This window comes from Caballeronia sp. LjRoot34 (assembly GCF_964253815.1).
In the GTDB taxonomy this organism is placed as follows: Bacteria; Pseudomonadota; Gammaproteobacteria; order Burkholderiales; family Burkholderiaceae; genus Caballeronia.
In genome coordinates this window covers 1,769,783-1,788,059 of sequence record NZ_CAXUSB020000002.1, presented here as the reverse complement: position 1 = coordinate 1,788,059, position 18,277 = coordinate 1,769,783, and the positions used below count along the sequence as shown (strand labels likewise).

The 18,277-nt window shown below is 58.7% G+C and carries 13 protein-coding genes and 1 pseudogene; 9 read left to right on the top strand and 5 right to left on the bottom strand.

The annotated features are described in order from the left end of the window. The first annotated feature begins 4 nt into the window (after positions 1-4). The 3 genes and pseudogenes from cydB (at position 5) to ACSQ36_RS27555 (ending at position 2,235) form a co-directional block, all read left to right on the top strand. Positions 5-1,012: a cytochrome d ubiquinol oxidase subunit II gene (cydB, locus tag ACSQ36_RS27565; RefSeq protein ID WP_213765398.1), complete on the top strand. Its 1,008-nt coding sequence runs from the start codon at positions 5-7 to the stop codon at positions 1,010-1,012. A gap of 37 nt (positions 1,013-1,049) precedes the next feature. Further along, on the top strand, positions 1,050-1,961 hold the full coding sequence (locus tag ACSQ36_RS27560; protein ID WP_436184418.1) for a bestrophin family protein: 912 nt from the start codon (positions 1,050-1,052) through the stop codon (positions 1,959-1,961). A 74-nt stretch (positions 1,962-2,035) separates the two neighbouring features. Then, positions 2,036-2,235, top strand: a pseudogene (locus ACSQ36_RS27555) (MoaD/ThiS family protein). A gap of 79 nt (positions 2,236-2,314) precedes the next feature. On the opposite strand, the gene ACSQ36_RS27550 reads toward ACSQ36_RS27555, so the two are convergent. Continuing rightward, positions 2,315-3,742: a PLP-dependent aminotransferase family protein gene (locus tag ACSQ36_RS27550; RefSeq protein WP_436184417.1), complete on the bottom strand. Its 1,428-nt coding sequence runs from the start codon at positions 3,740-3,742 to the stop codon at positions 2,315-2,317. A 333-nt stretch (positions 3,743-4,075) separates the two neighbouring features. Between ACSQ36_RS27550 and ACSQ36_RS27545 the strand changes: the two genes are divergently transcribed. Then, a complete protein-coding gene (locus ACSQ36_RS27545) occupies positions 4,076-5,068 on the top strand; it encodes a LysR family transcriptional regulator (protein ID WP_436184416.1) in 993 nt (330 codons plus the stop codon). A gap of 230 nt (positions 5,069-5,298) precedes the next feature. Here ACSQ36_RS27545 and ACSQ36_RS27540 read toward each other — a convergent pair whose 3' ends face one another. From ACSQ36_RS27540 to ACSQ36_RS27525, 4 genes are all read right to left on the bottom strand, one after another. After that, on the bottom strand, positions 5,299-6,102 hold the full coding sequence (locus ACSQ36_RS27540; RefSeq protein WP_213765393.1) for a family 1 encapsulin nanocompartment shell protein: 804 nt from the start codon (positions 6,100-6,102) through the stop codon (positions 5,299-5,301). Then, positions 6,095-7,159, bottom strand: coding sequence for a Dyp-type peroxidase (locus ACSQ36_RS27535; protein ID WP_436184960.1), 1,065 nt, complete (start codon positions 7,157-7,159; stop codon positions 6,095-6,097). The genes ACSQ36_RS27540 and ACSQ36_RS27535 overlap by 8 nt, the downstream gene beginning before the upstream one ends. Positions 7,160-8,456: 1,297 nt before the next feature. Further along, entirely contained in the window at positions 8,457-11,021 is a 2,565-nt protein-coding gene (locus ACSQ36_RS27530) for a bifunctional diguanylate cyclase/phosphodiesterase (RefSeq protein WP_436184415.1), read from the bottom strand. Between the two features lie 551 nt (positions 11,022-11,572). Next, positions 11,573-12,481 (bottom strand): LysR family transcriptional regulator, encoded by a 909-nt coding sequence (locus tag ACSQ36_RS27525; protein ID WP_436184959.1) that lies wholly within the window; start codon positions 12,479-12,481, stop codon positions 11,573-11,575. Positions 12,482-12,651: 170 nt separating this feature from the next. On the opposite strand from ACSQ36_RS27525, the gene ACSQ36_RS27520 reads away from it, so the two are divergent. From ACSQ36_RS27520 to ACSQ36_RS27500, 5 genes are all read left to right on the top strand, one after another. Then, a complete protein-coding gene (locus tag ACSQ36_RS27520; RefSeq protein ID WP_436184414.1) occupies positions 12,652-13,425 on the top strand; it encodes an SDR family oxidoreductase in 774 nt (257 codons plus the stop codon). Positions 13,426-14,082: 657 nt separating this feature from the next. Beyond that, positions 14,083-15,027, top strand: coding sequence for a cupin (locus tag ACSQ36_RS27515; RefSeq protein WP_436184413.1), 945 nt, complete (start codon positions 14,083-14,085; stop codon positions 15,025-15,027). 147 nt (positions 15,028-15,174) lie between these two features. Further along, positions 15,175-15,315, top strand: a complete 141-nt coding sequence (locus ACSQ36_RS27510) for a hypothetical protein (protein ID WP_436184412.1) — start codon at positions 15,175-15,177, stop codon at positions 15,313-15,315. A 96-nt stretch (positions 15,316-15,411) separates the two neighbouring features. Further along, positions 15,412-16,512 carry a LysR family transcriptional regulator gene (locus ACSQ36_RS27505; RefSeq protein WP_436184411.1) on the top strand — a complete coding sequence of 367 codons (1,101 nt, stop codon included), beginning with the start codon at positions 15,412-15,414 and terminating at the stop codon, positions 16,510-16,512. A 664-nt stretch (positions 16,513-17,176) separates the two neighbouring features. Next, entirely contained in the window at positions 17,177-18,181 is a 1,005-nt protein-coding gene (locus tag ACSQ36_RS27500; RefSeq protein WP_436184410.1) for a helix-turn-helix domain-containing protein, read from the top strand. Positions 18,182-18,277: the final 96 nt, after the last annotated feature.

Sequence of the window (18,277 nt, the reverse complement as noted above, 5' to 3'; positions counted from 1 at the left end):
CGCCATGCAAATCGATCTTCCTGTCGTGTGGGCCGCGATCATCGGACTGGGCGTTTTCATCTATGTGATGCTCGACGGATTCGATCTCGGCATCGGGCTGCTGTTTCCGTTCTTCGAGGAGAAAGGCGATCGTCAAGTAATGCTTAATACCATCGCACCGGTCTGGGACGGTAACGAGACGTTCCTCGTGCTCGGCGGCGCCGGGCTTTACGGGGCGTTCCCGGTGGTCTATTCGACGCTCCTGCCGGCGAACTATCTCCCGCTCATCCTGATGGTCGTGGGCCTGATCTTCCGCGGCGCTGCCTTCGAGTTGCGTACCAAGGCCGTCAGGACCCAGCACGCGTGGGATCTCGCTTTCATGGGTGGTTCCGCGCTCGCGGCGCTCTGCCAGGGAATCGTGCTGGGCTCGCTGCTGCAAGGCATCAAGATTGTCGATAGCCGTTTCGCCGGCGGTCCGTTCGACTGGCTCTCGCCGTTCAGCCTGTTCTGCGGAATCGGCGTGCTCTTCACCTATGCGACGCTCGGCTGCGGCTGGCTCATCCTGAAGACGGACGGTGAACTGCAGCGCAAAATGCGGCAGGTCATGAGGCCGCTCGTGAGCGTGCTGCTCGGAGCGATTGTCATCGTGAGTCTCTGGACGGTGATCGGATTGCCTGCGGTTGCGCTTCGCTGGTTTGGAAGCGGCAATCTCGGCTGGTTCCTGCCGGTGCCAATCCTTGTCATAGCTTGTGTATGGGGCATCTTCCGCTCGCTTCGGTTGCAGCACGAAGCGACCCCCTTCATTCTCACCCTCGCGCTCTGTTTTCTCGGCTTCAGCGGCTTGCTCATCAGCATCTGGCCGAACATCGTTCCGCCATCCCTGACAATCTGGCAGGCGTCGTCGAGCCACTCGAGCCAGCTATTTACGCTGGTCGGCACTGTGATCGTGCTGCCGGTCATCCTTGTCTACAACGTCATGCAGTACCGCGTATTCCGGGGCAAGGTGAGGGAAGGGGACGCAGGTTATCACTGATGGTGACGGCGCAGTCAGCACACTACAAGAGCACATCATGATCGTGAGGCCAGGGGAAAATTGGTTCCGGTTGCTATTTGTCTGGAACGGTTCCGTATTGCAGTCGATCATTCCCCAACTGGTGTTCATGGGGGCTGTCAGCAGCCTCGCCGTGCTGACGCAAGGCCGAATTTTCGGCGAGAAAATTCCGCTCAATACAGCACCCTTCACGCTATTCGGTCTTGCTCTCGCCATCTTCCTTGCGTTCCGGAATAACGCGAGCTACGAGCGCTTCAACGAGGCGCGGCATCTGTGGGGCAACCTGTTGATCTCCACGCGCGCGCTGACGTCGCAGATGCTGTGTTACGTCCCGTGCGGCGCTGACAAGCTTCATATGGCCCATACGCTGATTGCGTGCGTCTATGCGTTGAAACATCAACTGCGCGGGACCGACCCGACTCCGGATCTCCTTCGCTTTGTCGGCCGCACGCGAACCCGGGCATTGCAGCACACTTGCTACAAGCCGATTGCGCTTCTCAATGACATCCGTCGCGACTTCGCCGATCTGCAGGATCAAGCATTGGCAACGGACACGAAGCTCTGGATGTTCGACGCGCAGATCAATGAATTGGGACGCGCGATTGGAAGCTGCGAACGGATTGCATCCACGCCTATTCCGTTTGCCTACAGTGTGTTGCTTCACCGCACCGTCTATGCCTATTGCGTGTTGCTGCCGTTCGGTCTCGTCGATTCGACGGAGTTCTTTACGCCGCTTCTCTGCGTTTTCATTTCTTATACGCTTATTGCGCTCGAAGCGATTGCCAGTGAAGTTGCCGAGCCGTTCACCGTCGCGCCTAATGCGCTGGCACTGGACGCAATGACTTGCACCATCGAACGATCGATTCTCGAGCTGTGTGGATGTGAAATTCCAGATGAGGTCGTACCGGTGCGCCCGTATCAACTGACGTAAGGTTTCTCCCTGGATGTATCCGGCGAGATTCGCCACAAAGCCGCCGCAGCGCTTACGGCGACAGGAACACACGAATGAAACTCACCATCAGGTAGTTCGCCGGCGCTCGCGAACAATTCGGCGTCTCGCAGGAGATTGTGGACATCGATGCTTCGAGGCACCGCGCGTAGACCGGCCGCTCCGTACAGCCGTCAACCATGAGATGGTCAACGAGACGTTTGTCGTGCGCGAGGACAGCGAAATCGCGTTCTTTGCGCCCGTCACGGGAGGCTGAGGTTGACCTGAAGCACGCGTGTTCATACGGGTTCACACGTCCGCACGCTCGCACCGCTCAGGCAGCGGCGAGCGTGCCGCTAGCGGGCGCACATCGTCACGAGCTTGCCGACGGTAATCACCGCCTGCTCGATTTCGCTCGACCAGGGGCTGCTGTAATTGAGGCGGATGAAATTCCGATAGGTCGTCTCCGAGACCGAGAACATGTATCCCGGTCCGATGGTGATGCCTTGCTCGAGCGCAAGCTTATAGAGCCGCATGGCGTCGACTTTAGGCGGCAATTCGACCCACAGCACGTATCCGCCCGCGGGGTTGGACATGCGCGTACCCTCGGGAAAGAAACGCGAAACGATCGCCTTCATGAGATTGGCCTGCAGCGCATACGCCTTGCGTACCCTTCGCAAGTGGTGCTCGAAACCATCGCGTTCGAGGAATTCCGCAATCGCCAACTGCGGAATCGACGGAGAGGTCAACGTGTTCAGGAACTTGAGTTTCTCGACCTGATCGCGATAACGCCCCGGCAACGCCCAGCCAATCCGGTAGGCTGACGTCAGGCTCTTTGAGAACGAAGCGCAGTGAAGTACCAGCCCCTTCGTGTCGAAGGACTTCAGCGTGCTCGGGTGTGTGCCGTCATAGTGCAGCTCATTGTAGACACCGTTCTCGATGACCGGAATGTCCCGCTTCGTCAAGAACTGGACCAGTTCGCGCTTGCGTTCGTCGGGCATCTTGAAGCCCAGCGGATTCTGGAAGTTCGGCATGACCATGCAGGCAGTGACAGTCTGCGACTCCACGATAGCCGCGAGCGCGTCAATATCGATGCCGTGCTCCGGATGAGTCGATACCTCGATGGCCCTCATGCCCATCCGTTCGATCGCATGGAGCATCGCGTAGAACGTTGGTGACTCGACGGCGATCACGTCGCCGGGCTTCGCGACTGCCTGAAGGCAGAGATTGATGGCCTCGGTCGCGCCGACCGTGATGATGATCTCGTTCGGATCAACCGCCATGCCGTTCTCCAGGTAGCGGCGCGCGATCTGGCGCACGAGCTTCGCATTGCCGGGCGGCAGCGCGTCCGTCACGCCCCACAGCGCCTTACCCCGGCCCGCGTCGTAGGCGTAGCGGTTGAGTTTTTCGAATGGAAACAGGCAGGGGTCGGGATAGGGCGAACCAAGCGGCACCGCATCGTCGACACCGATCGAGCGCAGCGTCGAGAGCACCAGGCGGCTGACGTCAACCGGCGACGAAATCGGGATCGGTTTCGACGGCCGGAGCTCGAGCGTCTTCCGCTCGCCCTCGTCGTTGCGGAAGTTAACGAAGTAGCCGGATTGGGGCCGGCTCGTCACCAGGCCACGGCTTTCGAGCAGCAAATACGCGTGGATCGCTGTCGTGACGCTGATTCGATGCTGCTGGCTGGTCTGCCTGACCGACGGGAGGCGTTCGCCATGACGGTATACGCCTTGCCGGATCGACCTCTCGATGTCGTCTGCAAGCTTCTCATAGAGATTCATCGGACGATTCCCGTGGCGCTTCGCTTGGGTAAGTGTCGCTTAGGTAAGTGTCGCTTGGGCCAGTGTACCGGCCGCCCGCCCGGTGCCGGGACCGTAGCAGAACTGTACTGACGCGAGCCGACCCGATCTGTGCACTCTGGGACCGATGCTCCGGTCTTACTCTTTCCTCCATGGAATGCGCAGTGCCAAGTCCCAATGCAGGGATGTGGCGATGCGCAATCATTGGAGCCAAAGCATGCAAGAGGCAAGACCGAAGGGAAGCGCAAGCGTGTACCAGCAGCCGCGTTCGGCGCTCGAATCAGGCGCGTTCGGCGCAAAGGCAGGTTGGGCGCGATGAATCTGCTAGAAGCCATGCGCATTTACGTCAGGGTGGTTGAGCGCGGCAGTATCTCCGGTGCAGCGAGAGACCTCAATATGGGGCAGCCTGCCGCGAGCGAACGCATTGAGCGACTCGAGAAGTACCTCGGCTGCCGGTTGTTGCTCCGTAGTGCACGCGCTTTCAATTGCACACCCGACGGCCTCACCTTCTACGAGCGTAGCAAGAGGATCCTGCACGCCGTGGAACAGGCGCTTGCCGAAGTGTCGAACGACGAGCAGGTCCTCAGGGGCACGATTCGTATCGCGGCGCCCCACTGCTTCGGCGAGACGGTCGTGCCGCAGGCGTTGACGCTTGTGCGCGCAGCCTATCCTCAACTGAATCTGGAACTGGTCCTGAACGACAGGATCGTCGATCTCGTGACGGAGGGTGTAGACATTTCCTTTCGTCTTGGGCCGCTCGGAGAAGGAGCGTTCATCGCCCGTCAGCTCGGTCAGGTTGGACGTATCGTGGTTGCTGCGCCGGGCTGTCTGAGCCAGCACGGTCCCATCTCCGAGCCGTCTGACCTGGTAAAACACCCGTTCATTCGGGTCCAGGGCATGTTCGGCACGGACCAGTTGCCGCTCCGGCAAGTGGCAACCATCGTGGAAAGCGTGCCGATCCATACCGCGGTCAAGACCAGTCATTGGCGGCCCATGTATGAAATGATCCTCTCGGGTGCGGGCATCGGTGTCCTGGAGGAGCCTGCTTGCGTCGACGCGCTCGCAGACGGCCGGCTGGTGCGCATACTGCCGCAATTCGAGGTGCTGCCCTTCGATCTGAATGTGCTGATCCAGGCGCAACGTCCGGTGCCGCCACGTGTACGGATGATCGTGGCGATGCTGAAAAAGTGCGCTTCGGAAATCCTGGAGAGAGTACACGTCGACTGTGGCGGAGTGACAAGCCGCTTTGATGAAGTACTTCCCGACGATGATGTTTCCGTACTGCTGAAGCCATCGTTGCGGGCCTGAACCCGTAACGATGGCCGTGGCGCCGGGAGCGTGTCAGGCTTTGTCTTCCCGGCCGTTGAGCCCGCGCTTGAGCAATTGGCCGGCCGCCTCGCGAGCGTCGAGGCCGAACGACGGCGCAACCGCCACTGCGATCGCGCCGGGTACGAGTCCGAACGCGAGCTGGGCAATCTCGTTTGCAATGCCCGTGGGGAAGAGCCAGGCCGTTACCAGGGCATCCGGCTGCTTTCCACTTATTCCGCTTGCGTTACTGACACCGACGCCTCGCTCGTCAGCATTAAAAATGTCAGTGTTTCGCATAGATAGAGGCGCACTACCGTGTCGGTATGGCTCGTGTAGCCTATTGACACGTCTTCGCCAAGATGCAACTCGAAGTCGCCGCCGCGCATGGACAGCACGCTGCCGCCTGCGAGTGCGGGCGCCCAGATGATCTCGCCGTTCACGATCCGCTTGATGTGCTCGATAACCGGATAACCCTGATCGCGTGCCTCCCCGAGCGCGGTGTATGCGTCGGCGCCGAGCAGCACGGAGTAGGGGCCGTCGACGCCGGCAAGCCGCAGCTGTTCGAGCGCGTTGCTGATCGTGTTGGGATAATCGCTGACGTCGGCCGGTAGCGCGAGCGCTGGATTTGACGAACCTTCGCGAATCCCGCCAATACCCGCAGCCTGATACCCGTCGAAGATCGCACGATCCTCTGCATAAGCGAGCTCCTTTGCCGCGTCCTTCGCGGGCTGCCAGTCGGCATCTTTTGCGCCGCGCACGACACTGTCGATCGCATCGCGCTGCAGCTCGAACGGCACGGTCAACTGAACGAGGGCCTTCACCTCGGACAGTTTCGCCACGACACCTTGCTGCGGCGCGCTGATCGCGATCTGATGCCCCGTGCCGACGCCGGAGAGTTCCGTGCCGCCGGGACCCTTGACGTCGACCACACGACGGCCGGCGACGCTGCGCCTGAAAGTGCGGGCCACTTCCTCTTCGATTTGCGACCAGGCGGCACGGGAAATTGGGGCAAGCTCGCGATGCAGGTTATTCATGTTGGGAGATTCCCTTGAGAGAGCCAATATTCAGTGAGCCGTCATGGCGCGGCTCGGCGGAGGAAGACGTATCGGGTTGCTGCTGTTCGGCAACGGCAGCGGCAGCGGACTCTGGATCGCGTTCTGCCAGCGCCTCAAGCAGGGTAGCCGACGGAACGAAGAAGAGGCCACCCGTGACCGCGCGGCTATAGTCGAGCAGCCGGTCGTAGTTGCCCGGCGGCCGTCCGACAAACATGTTCTCGAGCATTTGCTCGATCGGCTCGGGCGAACGGGCATAACCGATGAAGTAGGTGCCGAACTCGCCGGCGCCGGGCCGGCCGAAGGGCATGTTGTCGCGAAGGATTTTCACTTCCTCGCCGTTCTCTACGATCGTGGTCAGCGAGCTGTGCGACGACGATGGTTTGACCGCGGCGTCGAGCTCGATATCGGATAATTTCGTGCGGCCGATAATGCGCTCCTGGGTCTCGACGGAAAGCGCGTTCCAGCCGGTCATGTCGTGCAGGTACTTCTGCACGAGGACATAACTGCCGCCCGTGAACTCCGGATCCTCGTCGCGGATCAGCGTGAAATCGACGGCCTCGCGGCCCGTCGGATTTTCGGTACCGTCGACGAAGCCCACCATGCTGCGCATGTCGAAGTAGCGAAAACCGTGCACTTCATCCACGACCGAGACCGCGTCGCCGAGCCGTCCTACCAGCTGCGTGGCGAGCTCGAAGCAGAGATCCATCTGGTCTGCTCGGATGTGGAGCAGGATATCCCCGGGCGTACCCACGGCGCGGCGTTCGCCCTCGCCGAATTCGCGAAACGGGTGCAGCCCTGCGGGGCGCGGGGCGCCGAACAGCGTGTCCCAGGCGTCGGAGCCGAAGCCGCACACGCACGACAGGTTGCCGGAAGGGACACGCTTGCCGACCGAGCGCACGAGGGCGGCGATATCCGCGCACCACGCTCGCACTGTGTCTGCCGGGTCGTGGCCACCCGCGAATGTCGCGACGATGAAAATTGCACTACGGGTGACGGCATTACAAACGGTTTGTGGTTCTGGAATGTCTGCCGGAATGTCTGCTGGAATGTCTTTAGGCATCGGATTGAATATTGATAAGCCGTTACGGATTCCGGCAACAGCGGAACGAACCTCTTTCCGCCTCTGCGGTCCCGGCTTAACGCGGGCGCAAAGCTTTTATCCGAATAAATGAAGCCGGTGTGCTGCTGCGTTCACGGATGTTATACCGCGCAGTCACCTTATGGAAAGGGGCCGCCGCTAGAAACTCATCGAGCCTATAGAAGCATACATCCGGTTCGCGGGACAGGGCTGCTTTGGCAGTCAGTCGCCCCGACGACATGCTCGTGTCACGTTCGCGCCGGTCCACAACGTGTCAAACGACACCCTGCGAAAGGGTGAAAGGGTGCATCGCCAGAGCTCCGCCGATACTTTATATCGGGTTTGGCGGCTTTTTATTCTCGTGCTACATCGTTACCATCGGCTTACTCAGCGGTCTCCCTTGATTGGTCGCCCTATGATTGGCGGGCTTTCTTTCGCGCGGCGGTGTACTCGGCGGCTCGTGGCATCCGGTAGACCCAAAAATTCTTCGAGCCTATTTATTGGAAGATGAAATGTTTTCAAGTAAATAATTCGCATGCCGAATTAATTTAGGAAGGAAATCTGGTTCCGAAAGAAGGATGATCCCCGACCGATTGCGTTCGCACATCGTTTAAGCTTGCTCTTGCCGCTACCAACACGCTGGTTCGTTTATTTCATGGCGCCCGGATCATGGCGCTCAAAAGGTGCTCAAGCTAGTGATGCATTGCTGCCGCGACCATAAGATGGAACGGGAGCACGAGTAGCGCTGTCCCGGCGAATCCAAGCAACCACAATGCAACGAACCATAACAGGCCTTTGAAAAACGTTTTATCGGGCTCACTGCTTTTTGGCGACACGGCATCCCTCCTATAGGCTAGTGATACTGGCTCCGGCGTTGATTTTCTTCTTCTGATCATTCGTCGACAAGCCGCGCGTGTCACCGGAGAAGCGTTTGGCGAAACATCTTGCCGCCATGATCGAGTACGACGTTCTCGACCTCAACCGGTGACGGTTCCCTGAGACAAAGAGTTCGTCTTTCGCAATGGGAGAGGGCGGTATCTCATGGTAGCTCAGTATCTTTCGGTATTCACCGGCATAGGCGGACGACGAACGCACGAGGATTGTCAACGAGTGCATGTCTGAGTCAACTGCCCTGCGAAGGGTGCTCGAGTGATCGACTTTGTCATTGCTCTTATTGTAGCCACAGGTCTTGGAACCGTCTCAGTTCAGCCATCTACCGACATGGGTCCACGCTTGCCAGCGGACATGGCAAGTATCATGCTGCTGTGATCGACCCGGTCACTTGTTCAAGCCAGTGCTCGAATTCCTTTGGTGGCAGAGCCGGTGAGAATAGATAGCCTTGAGCAATGCCATATCCTTGCTCCGCCAGAATCCGGGACTGCTCCTCTGTTTCTACGCCTTCGGCTATCAAGGTCAGGTTAAGGCTTTGGCCGATTCCCATGATTGCGGCGCTCAATGCGCTGGCTGCCTTGTCGTGTGCCAGGTCCGCGACAAAACTGCGGTCCAGCTTGAGTTCGCTGACGGGGAGACGGCGTAGGTAGCTGAGGCTGGAGTAGCCCGTGCCGAAATCATCCACGGACAACCGTACTCCCAAGGCAGTCACTTCCTTGATGGTTTTGAGCACCCCGGAGTTGGCCTCAAGCAGCACGCCCTCGGTCACTTCCAAAGTGAGTTTCTCAGCGGGGAGAGCGTGATCCTCGAGGGTTCGTGCAATTGTTTGTGGTAAATCCAGGTCGCGAAAACTGGTCGGGGAGAGGTTGATCGATACCGATGGTACCGTCAGCCCCCGAGATTGCCACTCGCCCAACTGCCGGCAAGCTTCATGCAAGACCCAGCGCCCCAGTTCCGCGGTCAGGCCGCATTCCTCCGCAAGCGGTATAAATTGAGAAGGTGGGATCATGCCCAGTTCGGGGTGAAACCATCGGGCAAGCGCCTCTACGCCGTAGAGGTGCCGATCTTCGAGGCTGACCTGCGGTTGATAGTGCAAGCACAGGCTTCCGGTCCGAATAGCGTCGCGTAGTGCCGCTTCAAGTGAAATTTTCTTCTGAGCAAGCAGGCTCATTTGACCATTGAAAAAACCATATTGACCTCTCCCGGCAGTCTTTGCCTGGTACATCGCCATTTCGGCACACTGCAGAAGAGCTTCCATATTGCGGCCATCGGCCGGGAAGACGGCAATTCCGATCGTGGCAGACGGCATCAGGCGTGTCTCGGCCAGCCTGCACGGTTGCGATAGCGTTTCCTGCAATTGCGTTACCGCTGCCAGGAGTACCCCGTCACTACACCTGGGTAGCACGGCCACGAATTCATCGCCCGAGAGCCTGCTGATGAGATCTGAAGCCGGAAACTGCGTTCGGATTCGATTCGCCATTTCCCGCAGGAGTTCGTCTCCTGCCGCGCGTCCCATCGAATCATTGATCTGCTTGAAGCGATCCAGGTCAATGAAGAGGACCGCTAACTGCTCGGATTTTCCGATCGACTTGGTAATTTCGTGGTTGGATCTTTCTAACAACATCCGGCGATTAGGCAGGCCGGTCAGGCTGTCGTAAAAGGCCAGTTGCTGAATGCGCTGTCGCGCGCGCTCCCGCTCGAACGCCACCATGCACAGATGAACGCAAGCCGTAATGACTTGCTGCTGGAAGGAATCGGGCTCCACGGCCTTCCGATAGTAGAAAGCGAAGGTGCCCATGACCTGGCGATCGCTCGACAGGATAGGCGTTGACCAGCAGGCCGTGTAGCCCATTGGCAACACCATATGCCGCCACTCGTCCCATAGCGGATCGGTTGCAATGTCGGGGGTCCAGACCGGTTCTCCCCGGTATGCAGCGGTCCCGCAAGATCCCGCTTCGGGTCCTATTTTGCAGTTCTCGAACAGTTGCCAATATTCAGGCGGGAGACTGGGGCTGGCCAACGGCTGCAGATGGCCTTGATCATCGAGCATCTGAATTGATGCTGTTACGTCCGGCAGAATGCGCTCGATTTCGAGGCACACCATGTTGAGCACCTGCTGCAATGGCTCTTCGCGGGCCATCGCCTCCAGGGCGCGCTGCTGTAATACTTCATACATCTTGACGTGAGTGATGTCGGTAAGAACTGAAATGGTCTTGCTCAGGTTCCCGTCCAGATCCCGGATCGGATTTACCACGACATTTACCCAGGATCGCTGGCCGTTCTTGCCCGTCAGGATCTCCTCGCGGCGTACCGTGGTTCCCGCCATCAGTTCTGCCCGGAATGGCTGGATAAACGCTTCAGAAAGGCGTGATCCCAGCAGAGCAGCCGGTGTACGGCCGGCGATTTCATCCGGGCCCCAGCCGAACATCCTGATGAACCCGGCATTGACGTAGTGGATGCTCCCGTCGTTGTCGACGATGACGACGCCTGAGTCAGTCGTATCGGCGACCAGGGCGAGTTGCCGCGCATGCTCGTTCTGGCTAAGCCATTGTTGCTGGCGTTCAGTTATGTCGAGTGCGACCTTGACGATGCGATGCACTCGCTGCTGTGAATCGAATAGGGGCGTAAATGTCGCGCCGAGCCAGCATGGGCTGCCGTCACGCCGCTGACGCTCGCAAATGGCGCCGATCAGCGGGTGACCGTTCACCAGAGATTGCCAGAATTCGGTGTATGCGTTCGAGGCGGCGTATGACGGGTCACAGAACGAGCGGTGAGTACGCCCGAGTATCGCGTCATCTTCGTATCCAAGGAGCGTTCGATAATTGCCGTTCGCTGCCACCAGGATACCGTCGGGAGAAAACTCGGCCACCGCAAGTGTGCGCGACAGGGCTTCCGTCAATTCCGGCATATTCGATGGTTGTGCTGACATCACTTTGCCCCTCGTTTTGAGTCCATGATCGCTATTGCTTCGCTCACAGATATGCCGGATTAACGCCAATATTTTCGATAAATTGGGGCACAGGTATGTAGTTGCTTCACATTTCTTGCGATTTGCCTGCATGGCCGGCAGGACGCCTGGACCGGTTCGTACGGGGTATGAAGATTCCTGAACTTTAGTTCAGCATATCGGCAGCAGAAACAAATTTAAATTTTTTAACCGCTGAAGAGCGGGCTTAATAGCAGCCATGAAGGAGACCGGTCAGTCTGTGACTCAGCCTGAGAGGGCCAAGACGAGTTCTCGCAATAGCACGATTGTCGAACGCTCGTTACCGGGGGGCGTTGGACCGGCGTTCATTGCAGTCCATGCGAACGGCGGCGCTCAGGCAGGTACGACTGCCTCTTCATGACCTACTTTGGGTCATCAACCCTGCACCACCGCAATCAAGCTACAACGGTCACAGGAACAAGCCAGCAGTGCGTTGCGCGTCGTAGCGTGGTGATCGCGGATGCCGACGCGCTTGCGCCGCCGTTGCCCGATATCTAGGCGGATCGGATACAAGTCGCCTTGAGCAACGCTTCGAGCCAATCGGCGAACACGTGGAAGCGCCGGGACAGATGCTGCCGATGAGGATAAAGCAGCGTCATCGGCATGGACGCCGCCCGATATAAAGGCAAGACCTCGACAAGTTCACCCGCGCGCAGATACGCTTGCACGTCATAGGCGGGAATCTGAATCAGGCCGATGCCCGAGAGACAGCACGCGATGTACGCCTCCACGTTATTCACGCCCACCCGTTTCTTGAGCGGCATCGTTTGCCGCGCGCCGTTTTCCATCCATTCCCATGGAGCAACCCGTGCGTTGGACGGCGACGTATAGCCGACCATCCAGTGATCATCAAGGTCGCCGGGGCTCTGCGGCACGCCATGGCGTGCGAGATATGCCGGGCTGGCCACGTTGATGAGAGGCAAATCCCCCACCGCCCGCGCAAACAACTCCGAGTCGCTTAGCGCACCCACGCGTAACGCGCAGTCGACACGCTCCTCGACAAGATCAACGGCCCGATCCGTCACGCCGATCTCGATATCTATCTGGGGATAGCGGTCCAGAAAATCGGGCAACGCGGGCGCGACGATCAAGCGGCCGATGCGACCGGGCATGTCGACCCGTAGTTTGCCGCCAGGCGTACCGCTTGCAAGGCGAAAAAGGTTCTCGGTGTCCTCCATATCCGCGATCAGAGGCAAGCAGCGTTCGTAGAGTGCAGAGCCGTCATGCGTGGTCGAGACCTTCCGTGTCGTCCGGTGTAGCAAGCGCGTGCCGAGTCGGCCCTCGAGTTCCTGGACCGCGGCTGACACCGAGGAGCGCGGCATGCCTAAGGTATCCGCGGCGCGCGTGAAGTTGGCGCACTCGACAACCCGCGCGAAGATTCGAAAGAGATCGATACGGTCCATGCTCGAACAGCCCAGGCGCTCATGCGCAATGATGCGCAACCGTCGCTCGTGAATTAGTCGGGAATTCTGTCTAGTGCTGTCAGGATAAGGTGCTTTATACGATTTTTCTGCACTGTACCATTAGCTGAAGACGCGGCTGCAATTCGCAACCGCGAGAACGGAGAAATGTCATGGCAGACCACAGCATTGCGGGCAAAACTGTTCTGATTGCGGGTGGGGCAAAGAATCTTGGCGGGTTGGTCGCGCGCGATCTGGCCAGGCACGGCGCAAGAGCGGTAGCGATTCACTACAACAGCGCAAACTCCAAGTCCGACGCGGACAACACGATCGCCGCGATCAAGGCAGCCGGCGCGGAAGGCGTCGCGTTCCAAGCGGATCTCACGCAGGCGAAGGCGATGGAACAGTTGTTTTCTGAGGTCGTTGCCGCCGTGGGACGGCCGGATATCGCGATCAACACGGTGGGCAAGGTTCTGAAGAAGCCGTTCACGGAAATCAGCGAAGCCGAATACGATGCGATGAGTGCCGTAAATTCTAAAGCCGCGTTCTTTTTCCTGCGCGAGGCTGGCAAGCACGTCAACGACAACGGTAAGGTCGTGACGCTTGTAACCTCACTGCTTGGCGCGTTCACGCCCTTCTATGCAGCGTACGCGGGCACCAAGGCGCCCGTCGAGCACTTCACTCGCGCAGCGGCAAAGGAGTTCGGCGAACGCGGCATATCGGTGACGGCCGTTGGGCCGGGTCCCATGGATACGCCTTTCTTTTATCCCGCGGAAGGTGCCGATGCCGTGGCGTATCACAGGACGGCCGCGGCGCTGTCGAAATTCTCTAACACGGGTCTCACCGATATCGAAGACGTGGTGCCCTTCATTCGTCATCTGGTGAGCGATGGATGGTGGATCACTGGGCAGACCATCTTGGTCAACGGCGGCTATACGACGAAATGAACGCGCGGTAATTCCACCAGTGCGCGAGCCGGGCGCTGTCCCGCGCCTCAAGCCGCTCAACTGTCTTTTTGTTTGCGGGCGTCCGCTCGGTACTAGTCCCGATAGTCTTAAGTCGAGCGTTGCGAATGCGTCCGGATGTCCGCTGCAACTGGAGAATACGCCATTCAATTATGGTAATCGATGGCCCGACGAATGAACGAGAGCCGCGGTTCCCAACGTTCGCCAAAAGCGCGCGCCTTTCAGGCCGCGCATGTCGGTGAAGGGCAGCTTTCCGGCATCAGTGCCCGCAGGTAGCCGTCGGCCACTTTCCGCTGCTCATCCCCTAGTGATTGAACGTCCGCTCCTCCACGGTGACGAGTCGTTCGCTCGTTTCCGCGATCCGTGCTTAAACAACTGGAAGGACTGAGAAAGTCCCTTGGCAATGTGTCAGCACGCCTCAACGAGAAGGGCGATCGTTCGCATGCTTTTTCGTTGTCGGTCGTTTGCCGCGTTCTTTCTGAAAGCACAACTCTCGGGTCCGGGTTGCCCCCCAAACCTGAAAACTCATTTGCGCCAACGGGTCTACCGAAGCGGCGGCTCCAGCCGTAAATTTCGGTCACTGCTTCGCGACTTAAACAACACAGCGAAGCGAATCCAGTCACTTCACAGGAGCAGACCATGCTTGATCATACTGATGCGGCGACCCTGGCGGACGACACGAGCGTCACCGCCGATGCGCAATACTTTGAATACACGAAGGCAGCGAATCCGATTGGCGCGAAACTGATTTCGCGCGTCCCATTCAAAACATTTCCGGCTGAACTCTATTCGGATGGGCCGACGCGCATCGTGCCTTTGGACCTCTCTGGCGAACTCGGGTGCCCGGCGCCCGCAACGGGCCCCGGACTTATCGCGAACTTTGTGCGAGTCCTCGCAGGGGACTGTCTTCGTCTCGACCCATTGGCTACCTCGCAAATTTTCTATGTTATTCGCGGGTCGGGCTCGGCTGTACAAGGCGAGCACAAGATTCCATTCACGAAAGGCGCCTTTTTTTCCTTGCCCGGTGGTCTCGAATCCGCCATTACCGCCAGCGAAGACGTGGCGATGTACTACGTGAGCGACGCACCGTTGATGACCTATTTGGGCGTTGACTCCGTTTCTCCGCGATTTGAACCGACTTTGTATCCCGCTGATCGCGCCGAGGCCGAGCTTCAAAAAATTGCGAATGAAGCTAATGCGGGCCTTCGCAGCCGGATATCCGTGCTGCTGGCCAATGTGCACTTTCCCCAAACCCGCACCGTGACGCACGTTCTTTGGGCCATGTTCGGTCTGCTGCCAGGGAATTCGATTCAAAAGCCACACCGCCATCAGTCAATTGCGCTCGATTTCATTATCGACTGCCCTAAAGGATGCTACTCGCTCGTCGGCACGGAGTTGGACACCGAGGGCAACATCGCCGATGCCACGCGCGTTGACTGGGCTCCGGGCCTGGCCTTCGTTACGCCGCCCGGGTATTGGCACGCACACATCAACGAGTCCGGAGAGGACGCAAGACTGATTCCTATCCAGGATGCCGGCCTGCAAACCTATCTCCGTGCTCTTGACATCCGCTTCGCGAAGTAACGCGGCTCGCAGTCGCATTGGACCCCTCGTTGCTGGGGGGCATGAAGGCTCGCCCGCGCGCCCAAGCCGCGGCGGGCCGCAGTGCGCTGGCGGGATGGTTCACAGTAGAACCGACGTGCGTTCGGCACTTGCTTTGGAAGACGCCGCGTGGGGATCAGCATCGGGCTCGGAACGCCGTTGTACAACAACATCATCGATAAATCGGCTGTGAACGGTGCCGATCTGTCGACGTCGAGACTTCATATGCTCACGGTGGTCGCGTTTTGCGCCGGGGCGCAGCAGGCGTGATCGGGTTCAAAGGGTGCGGAACATCCTTCTTGTTTTGCTTATCTGCCTTGCTGATTATTCCCGGTCATTCATCGCCATGCAGCGACGAGCAACGCAATGAGCGATCGGGGGGCGGCCGCATCGAGCTTTAGTCCTGGTAAGGGATACGGATATCATTGGGTCGCATGCCCTCATCGGCAAGAAGGTTTCGCCGCAGTGAAGGCGTCGCTCGTCCCCGTATCCTTACCTTGGATTTCTTCAATGGATTATTTTGCAGCGGTTCGGACATTCGTGCGTGCGGCCGAGTTGGGCAGTCTTACCCGTGCTGCCCAGGAACTATCCATCAAGACATCAACCGCTTCACGACACCTTGGCGAACTTGAGGCGGATCTCCGAATTGCGCTGTTCAACAGATCGACCAGAGGTTTGTCTCTAACCGAAGGGGGCAAGGTCTTCTATGCGAAAATTTCAGAGGTGTTGACGCAATTGAAAGATGCGAGAGAGGCGACTTCGTCGCTCAATCTCAGTCCCTCTGGCGTATTGCGCGTGACAATGCCGTTGTCTTTCGGTCGAAAGCATGTGATGCCTCACCTTGGCGAATTCATGGAGCGGTTTAGAGATATCGACGTGGATGCAATCCTCACCGACGATGTACTCAATCTTATCGAGTCGCAGATCGATCTCGGCATTCGGATAGGTGAACTGGAAGACTCGTCATTGATGGGTCGCCGCCTTGCCGCGCAGAGGCACGTGGCGTGTGCGGCGCCTGCATACATTAAAGCAAACGGAATGCCGACCGCTCCTGCTGCATTAAAGGCCCACACATGCTTACTGTTCTCGCGATCCGCGAGTCATTCCTGGTATGCCAGGGAGCGGGGCGGTCCGCCTGCGGATTGGCAAAAGACCTTGGTCACTGGACGCCTCACCCTCAACGATATTGATGCGCTGATGTCGGCAACAGAGAGTGGCCTTGGCGTCGCTGTCTTGCCCACATGGCTCGCGTATGAACCACTCGATGAGGGTCGTCTCACGAACGTGTGCCCGGCTTGGGACGTTCAACCCACGCCGCAAGAAGCCTCCATATGGGCCGTCTATCCCAGGAAGAAGACCGTTTCGTCGAAAGTCCGCTCGTTCATAGATTTCTTTGCCGAGAAGTTCGGCGAGCTGCCGTACTGGGATGCACGGGGCGCCGTCTCTTCCGGGATTCCACGGACGTGAGTCGGGCGAACGCCTCGTGTATTCACGTCTCGAAGAAGGTGATTATCTCTGTTGATTCGGCACTTGTCCGTTGCTTGAGCGACCGTTGCATGCTCGGAGGCCGTCGTTAAAACGGACTTGGCCGATGGCTCTTCGGGGGCGGAGGACCTTCGTTGAAGCGGGAACCAGACGCTCGCGGACGATGCGTGGTGAATGGCAGTTCAGCAGAGCATGGCGGCCACCCCAAAGGTCAATGAGCGACTGCCTGCCGGCTTAGGCCGAACTTGAGTCAGCCAGGGTGTCGGGTCATTCACCGCACGATCATCAACATGAGTTTCCATGCCCGCTCTCGCGCAGTCGGCGCGCGTTCGCGCGACGCTCGCAGGCGTTGCCGCCTCAAGCGTATGCGCCTTATTTTGCGCGGCCATGAGTGCCGGCAACAGACCCACCGAACACACTCCAACACCCCATCGACCGGGACAACGCGAACCGCTCGTCAAGCTGCTGCGTTGCACAAAAGTTGACTCTCGACGCCCTACGGACTTACCCGAATGCAAATTAGTATCAGTTTTCGGTTTCAATTTCAGTGGTGAAATATCGGCGACAGGGCTAACTTGCACACATGGCGTGGCGCAATGCGGTTTATGCGAACGCTCCAAAAAAAAGCGGGTCAGGAGGAGGACAGATGGACACCATTCCGAGTGCCACGGCGTGTCGATGCGGAACCTGCGGCTATTGCCGCGCGGCGCGCACGGACGCCCGACGCGCCAACATTGTCCAGCCGGACCTGGAACTGGTCGCCGTCCCGCGCGATGAGTCGTTCAAGGTCTGGTCGCATGGTTATCCGTATCGCACGGTGCGCTGGCACTTCCATCCCGAATACGAAATTCAGGTCATTACATCGACGACGGGCAAATACTTCGTAGGCGATTACATCGGCAATTTCGCGCCCGGCAATCTCGTGATGACAGGGACGAATCTGCCGCATAACTGGGTCAGCAATGTGTCGCCGGGCGAGCGTGTGGATGAACGCTGTCTTATCCTCCAATTCGATGCCGAGGTCGTCGCTAACGCCATCAAGGTCTTCCCGGAACTCAAGTGCGTGGAGTCCTTACTCGATGCATCGCGTTGGGGTGTGCTGTTCACACCGAAAACGGGCGCAGCCGCCGAACCGATCATGCGCGAGATGCTGGGCGCGCAAGGCATGCGGCGCGTCACGTTGTTTCTTGAGTTGCTCGACTTGCTCGTGCACAGCGCAGAACAAGTCAAGCTCGCGAGCGCCGCTTATCGTGCGGACCCGGCTCGCTATGCCGAGACGCGCATCAATCATGTGCTTTCTTATATTGGCAAGAACCTGTCGCAGGAGTTGCGCGAAACGGAGCTGGCCGAACTCGCGGGACAAAGCGCCAGCGCCTTTTCGCGATATTTCCGCCGCCATACCGGCGTGCCATTTGTGCAGTACGTAAACCGGCTGCGCATTAACCTCGCATGCCAATTGCTGATGTCGGGCGAACTGACTATCACCGATATCTGCTATCAGGTCGGCTTTAATAATCTCTCGAATTTTAATCGCCAGTTCCTGTTGCTCAAGGACATGTCGCCGTCGCGATGGAGGGCATATCAACAGCTCAACGCTGCCAGCGCGACTGAATCGCCTGACGCTGAGCACGCCCTGGAAGCGTTCGGCTAGCGCGTGTTTTCGCCGGTGATCGCTGAAAGCGGCGCCAACGCAGCATCGCGCGACGCAAGCTCGTCTTTGTAGTTTGCCAAGGATTTAACAGGTTCT

Coding starts and splice junctions, on each gene's coding strand:
- ACSQ36_RS27500 (WP_436184410.1), top strand. CDS start 17,177: ATGGACACCATTCCGAGTGCCACGGCGTGTCGATGCGGAACCTGCGGC.
- ACSQ36_RS27505 (WP_436184411.1), top strand. CDS start 15,412: ATGAGCGATCGGGGGGCGGCCGCATCGAGCTTTAGTCCTGGTAAGGGA.
- ACSQ36_RS27540 (WP_213765393.1), bottom strand. CDS start 6,102: ATGAATAACCTGCATCGCGAGCTTGCCCCAATTTCCCGTGCCGCCTGG.
- ACSQ36_RS27530 (WP_436184415.1), bottom strand. CDS start 11,021: ATGTCAGCACAACCATCGAATATGCCGGAATTGACGGAAGCCCTGTCG.
- ACSQ36_RS27545 (WP_436184416.1), top strand. CDS start 4,076: ATGAATCTGCTAGAAGCCATGCGCATTTACGTCAGGGTGGTTGAGCGC.
- ACSQ36_RS27525 (WP_436184959.1), bottom strand. CDS start 12,481: ATGGACCGTATCGATCTCTTTCGAATCTTCGCGCGGGTTGTCGAGTGC.
- ACSQ36_RS27550 (WP_436184417.1), bottom strand. CDS start 3,742: ATGAATCTCTATGAGAAGCTTGCAGACGACATCGAGAGGTCGATCCGG.
- cydB (WP_213765398.1), top strand. CDS start 5: ATGCAAATCGATCTTCCTGTCGTGTGGGCCGCGATCATCGGACTGGGC.
- ACSQ36_RS27520 (WP_436184414.1), top strand. CDS start 12,652: ATGGCAGACCACAGCATTGCGGGCAAAACTGTTCTGATTGCGGGTGGG.
- ACSQ36_RS27515 (WP_436184413.1), top strand. CDS start 14,083: ATGCTTGATCATACTGATGCGGCGACCCTGGCGGACGACACGAGCGTC.
- ACSQ36_RS27560 (WP_436184418.1), top strand. CDS start 1,050: ATGATCGTGAGGCCAGGGGAAAATTGGTTCCGGTTGCTATTTGTCTGG.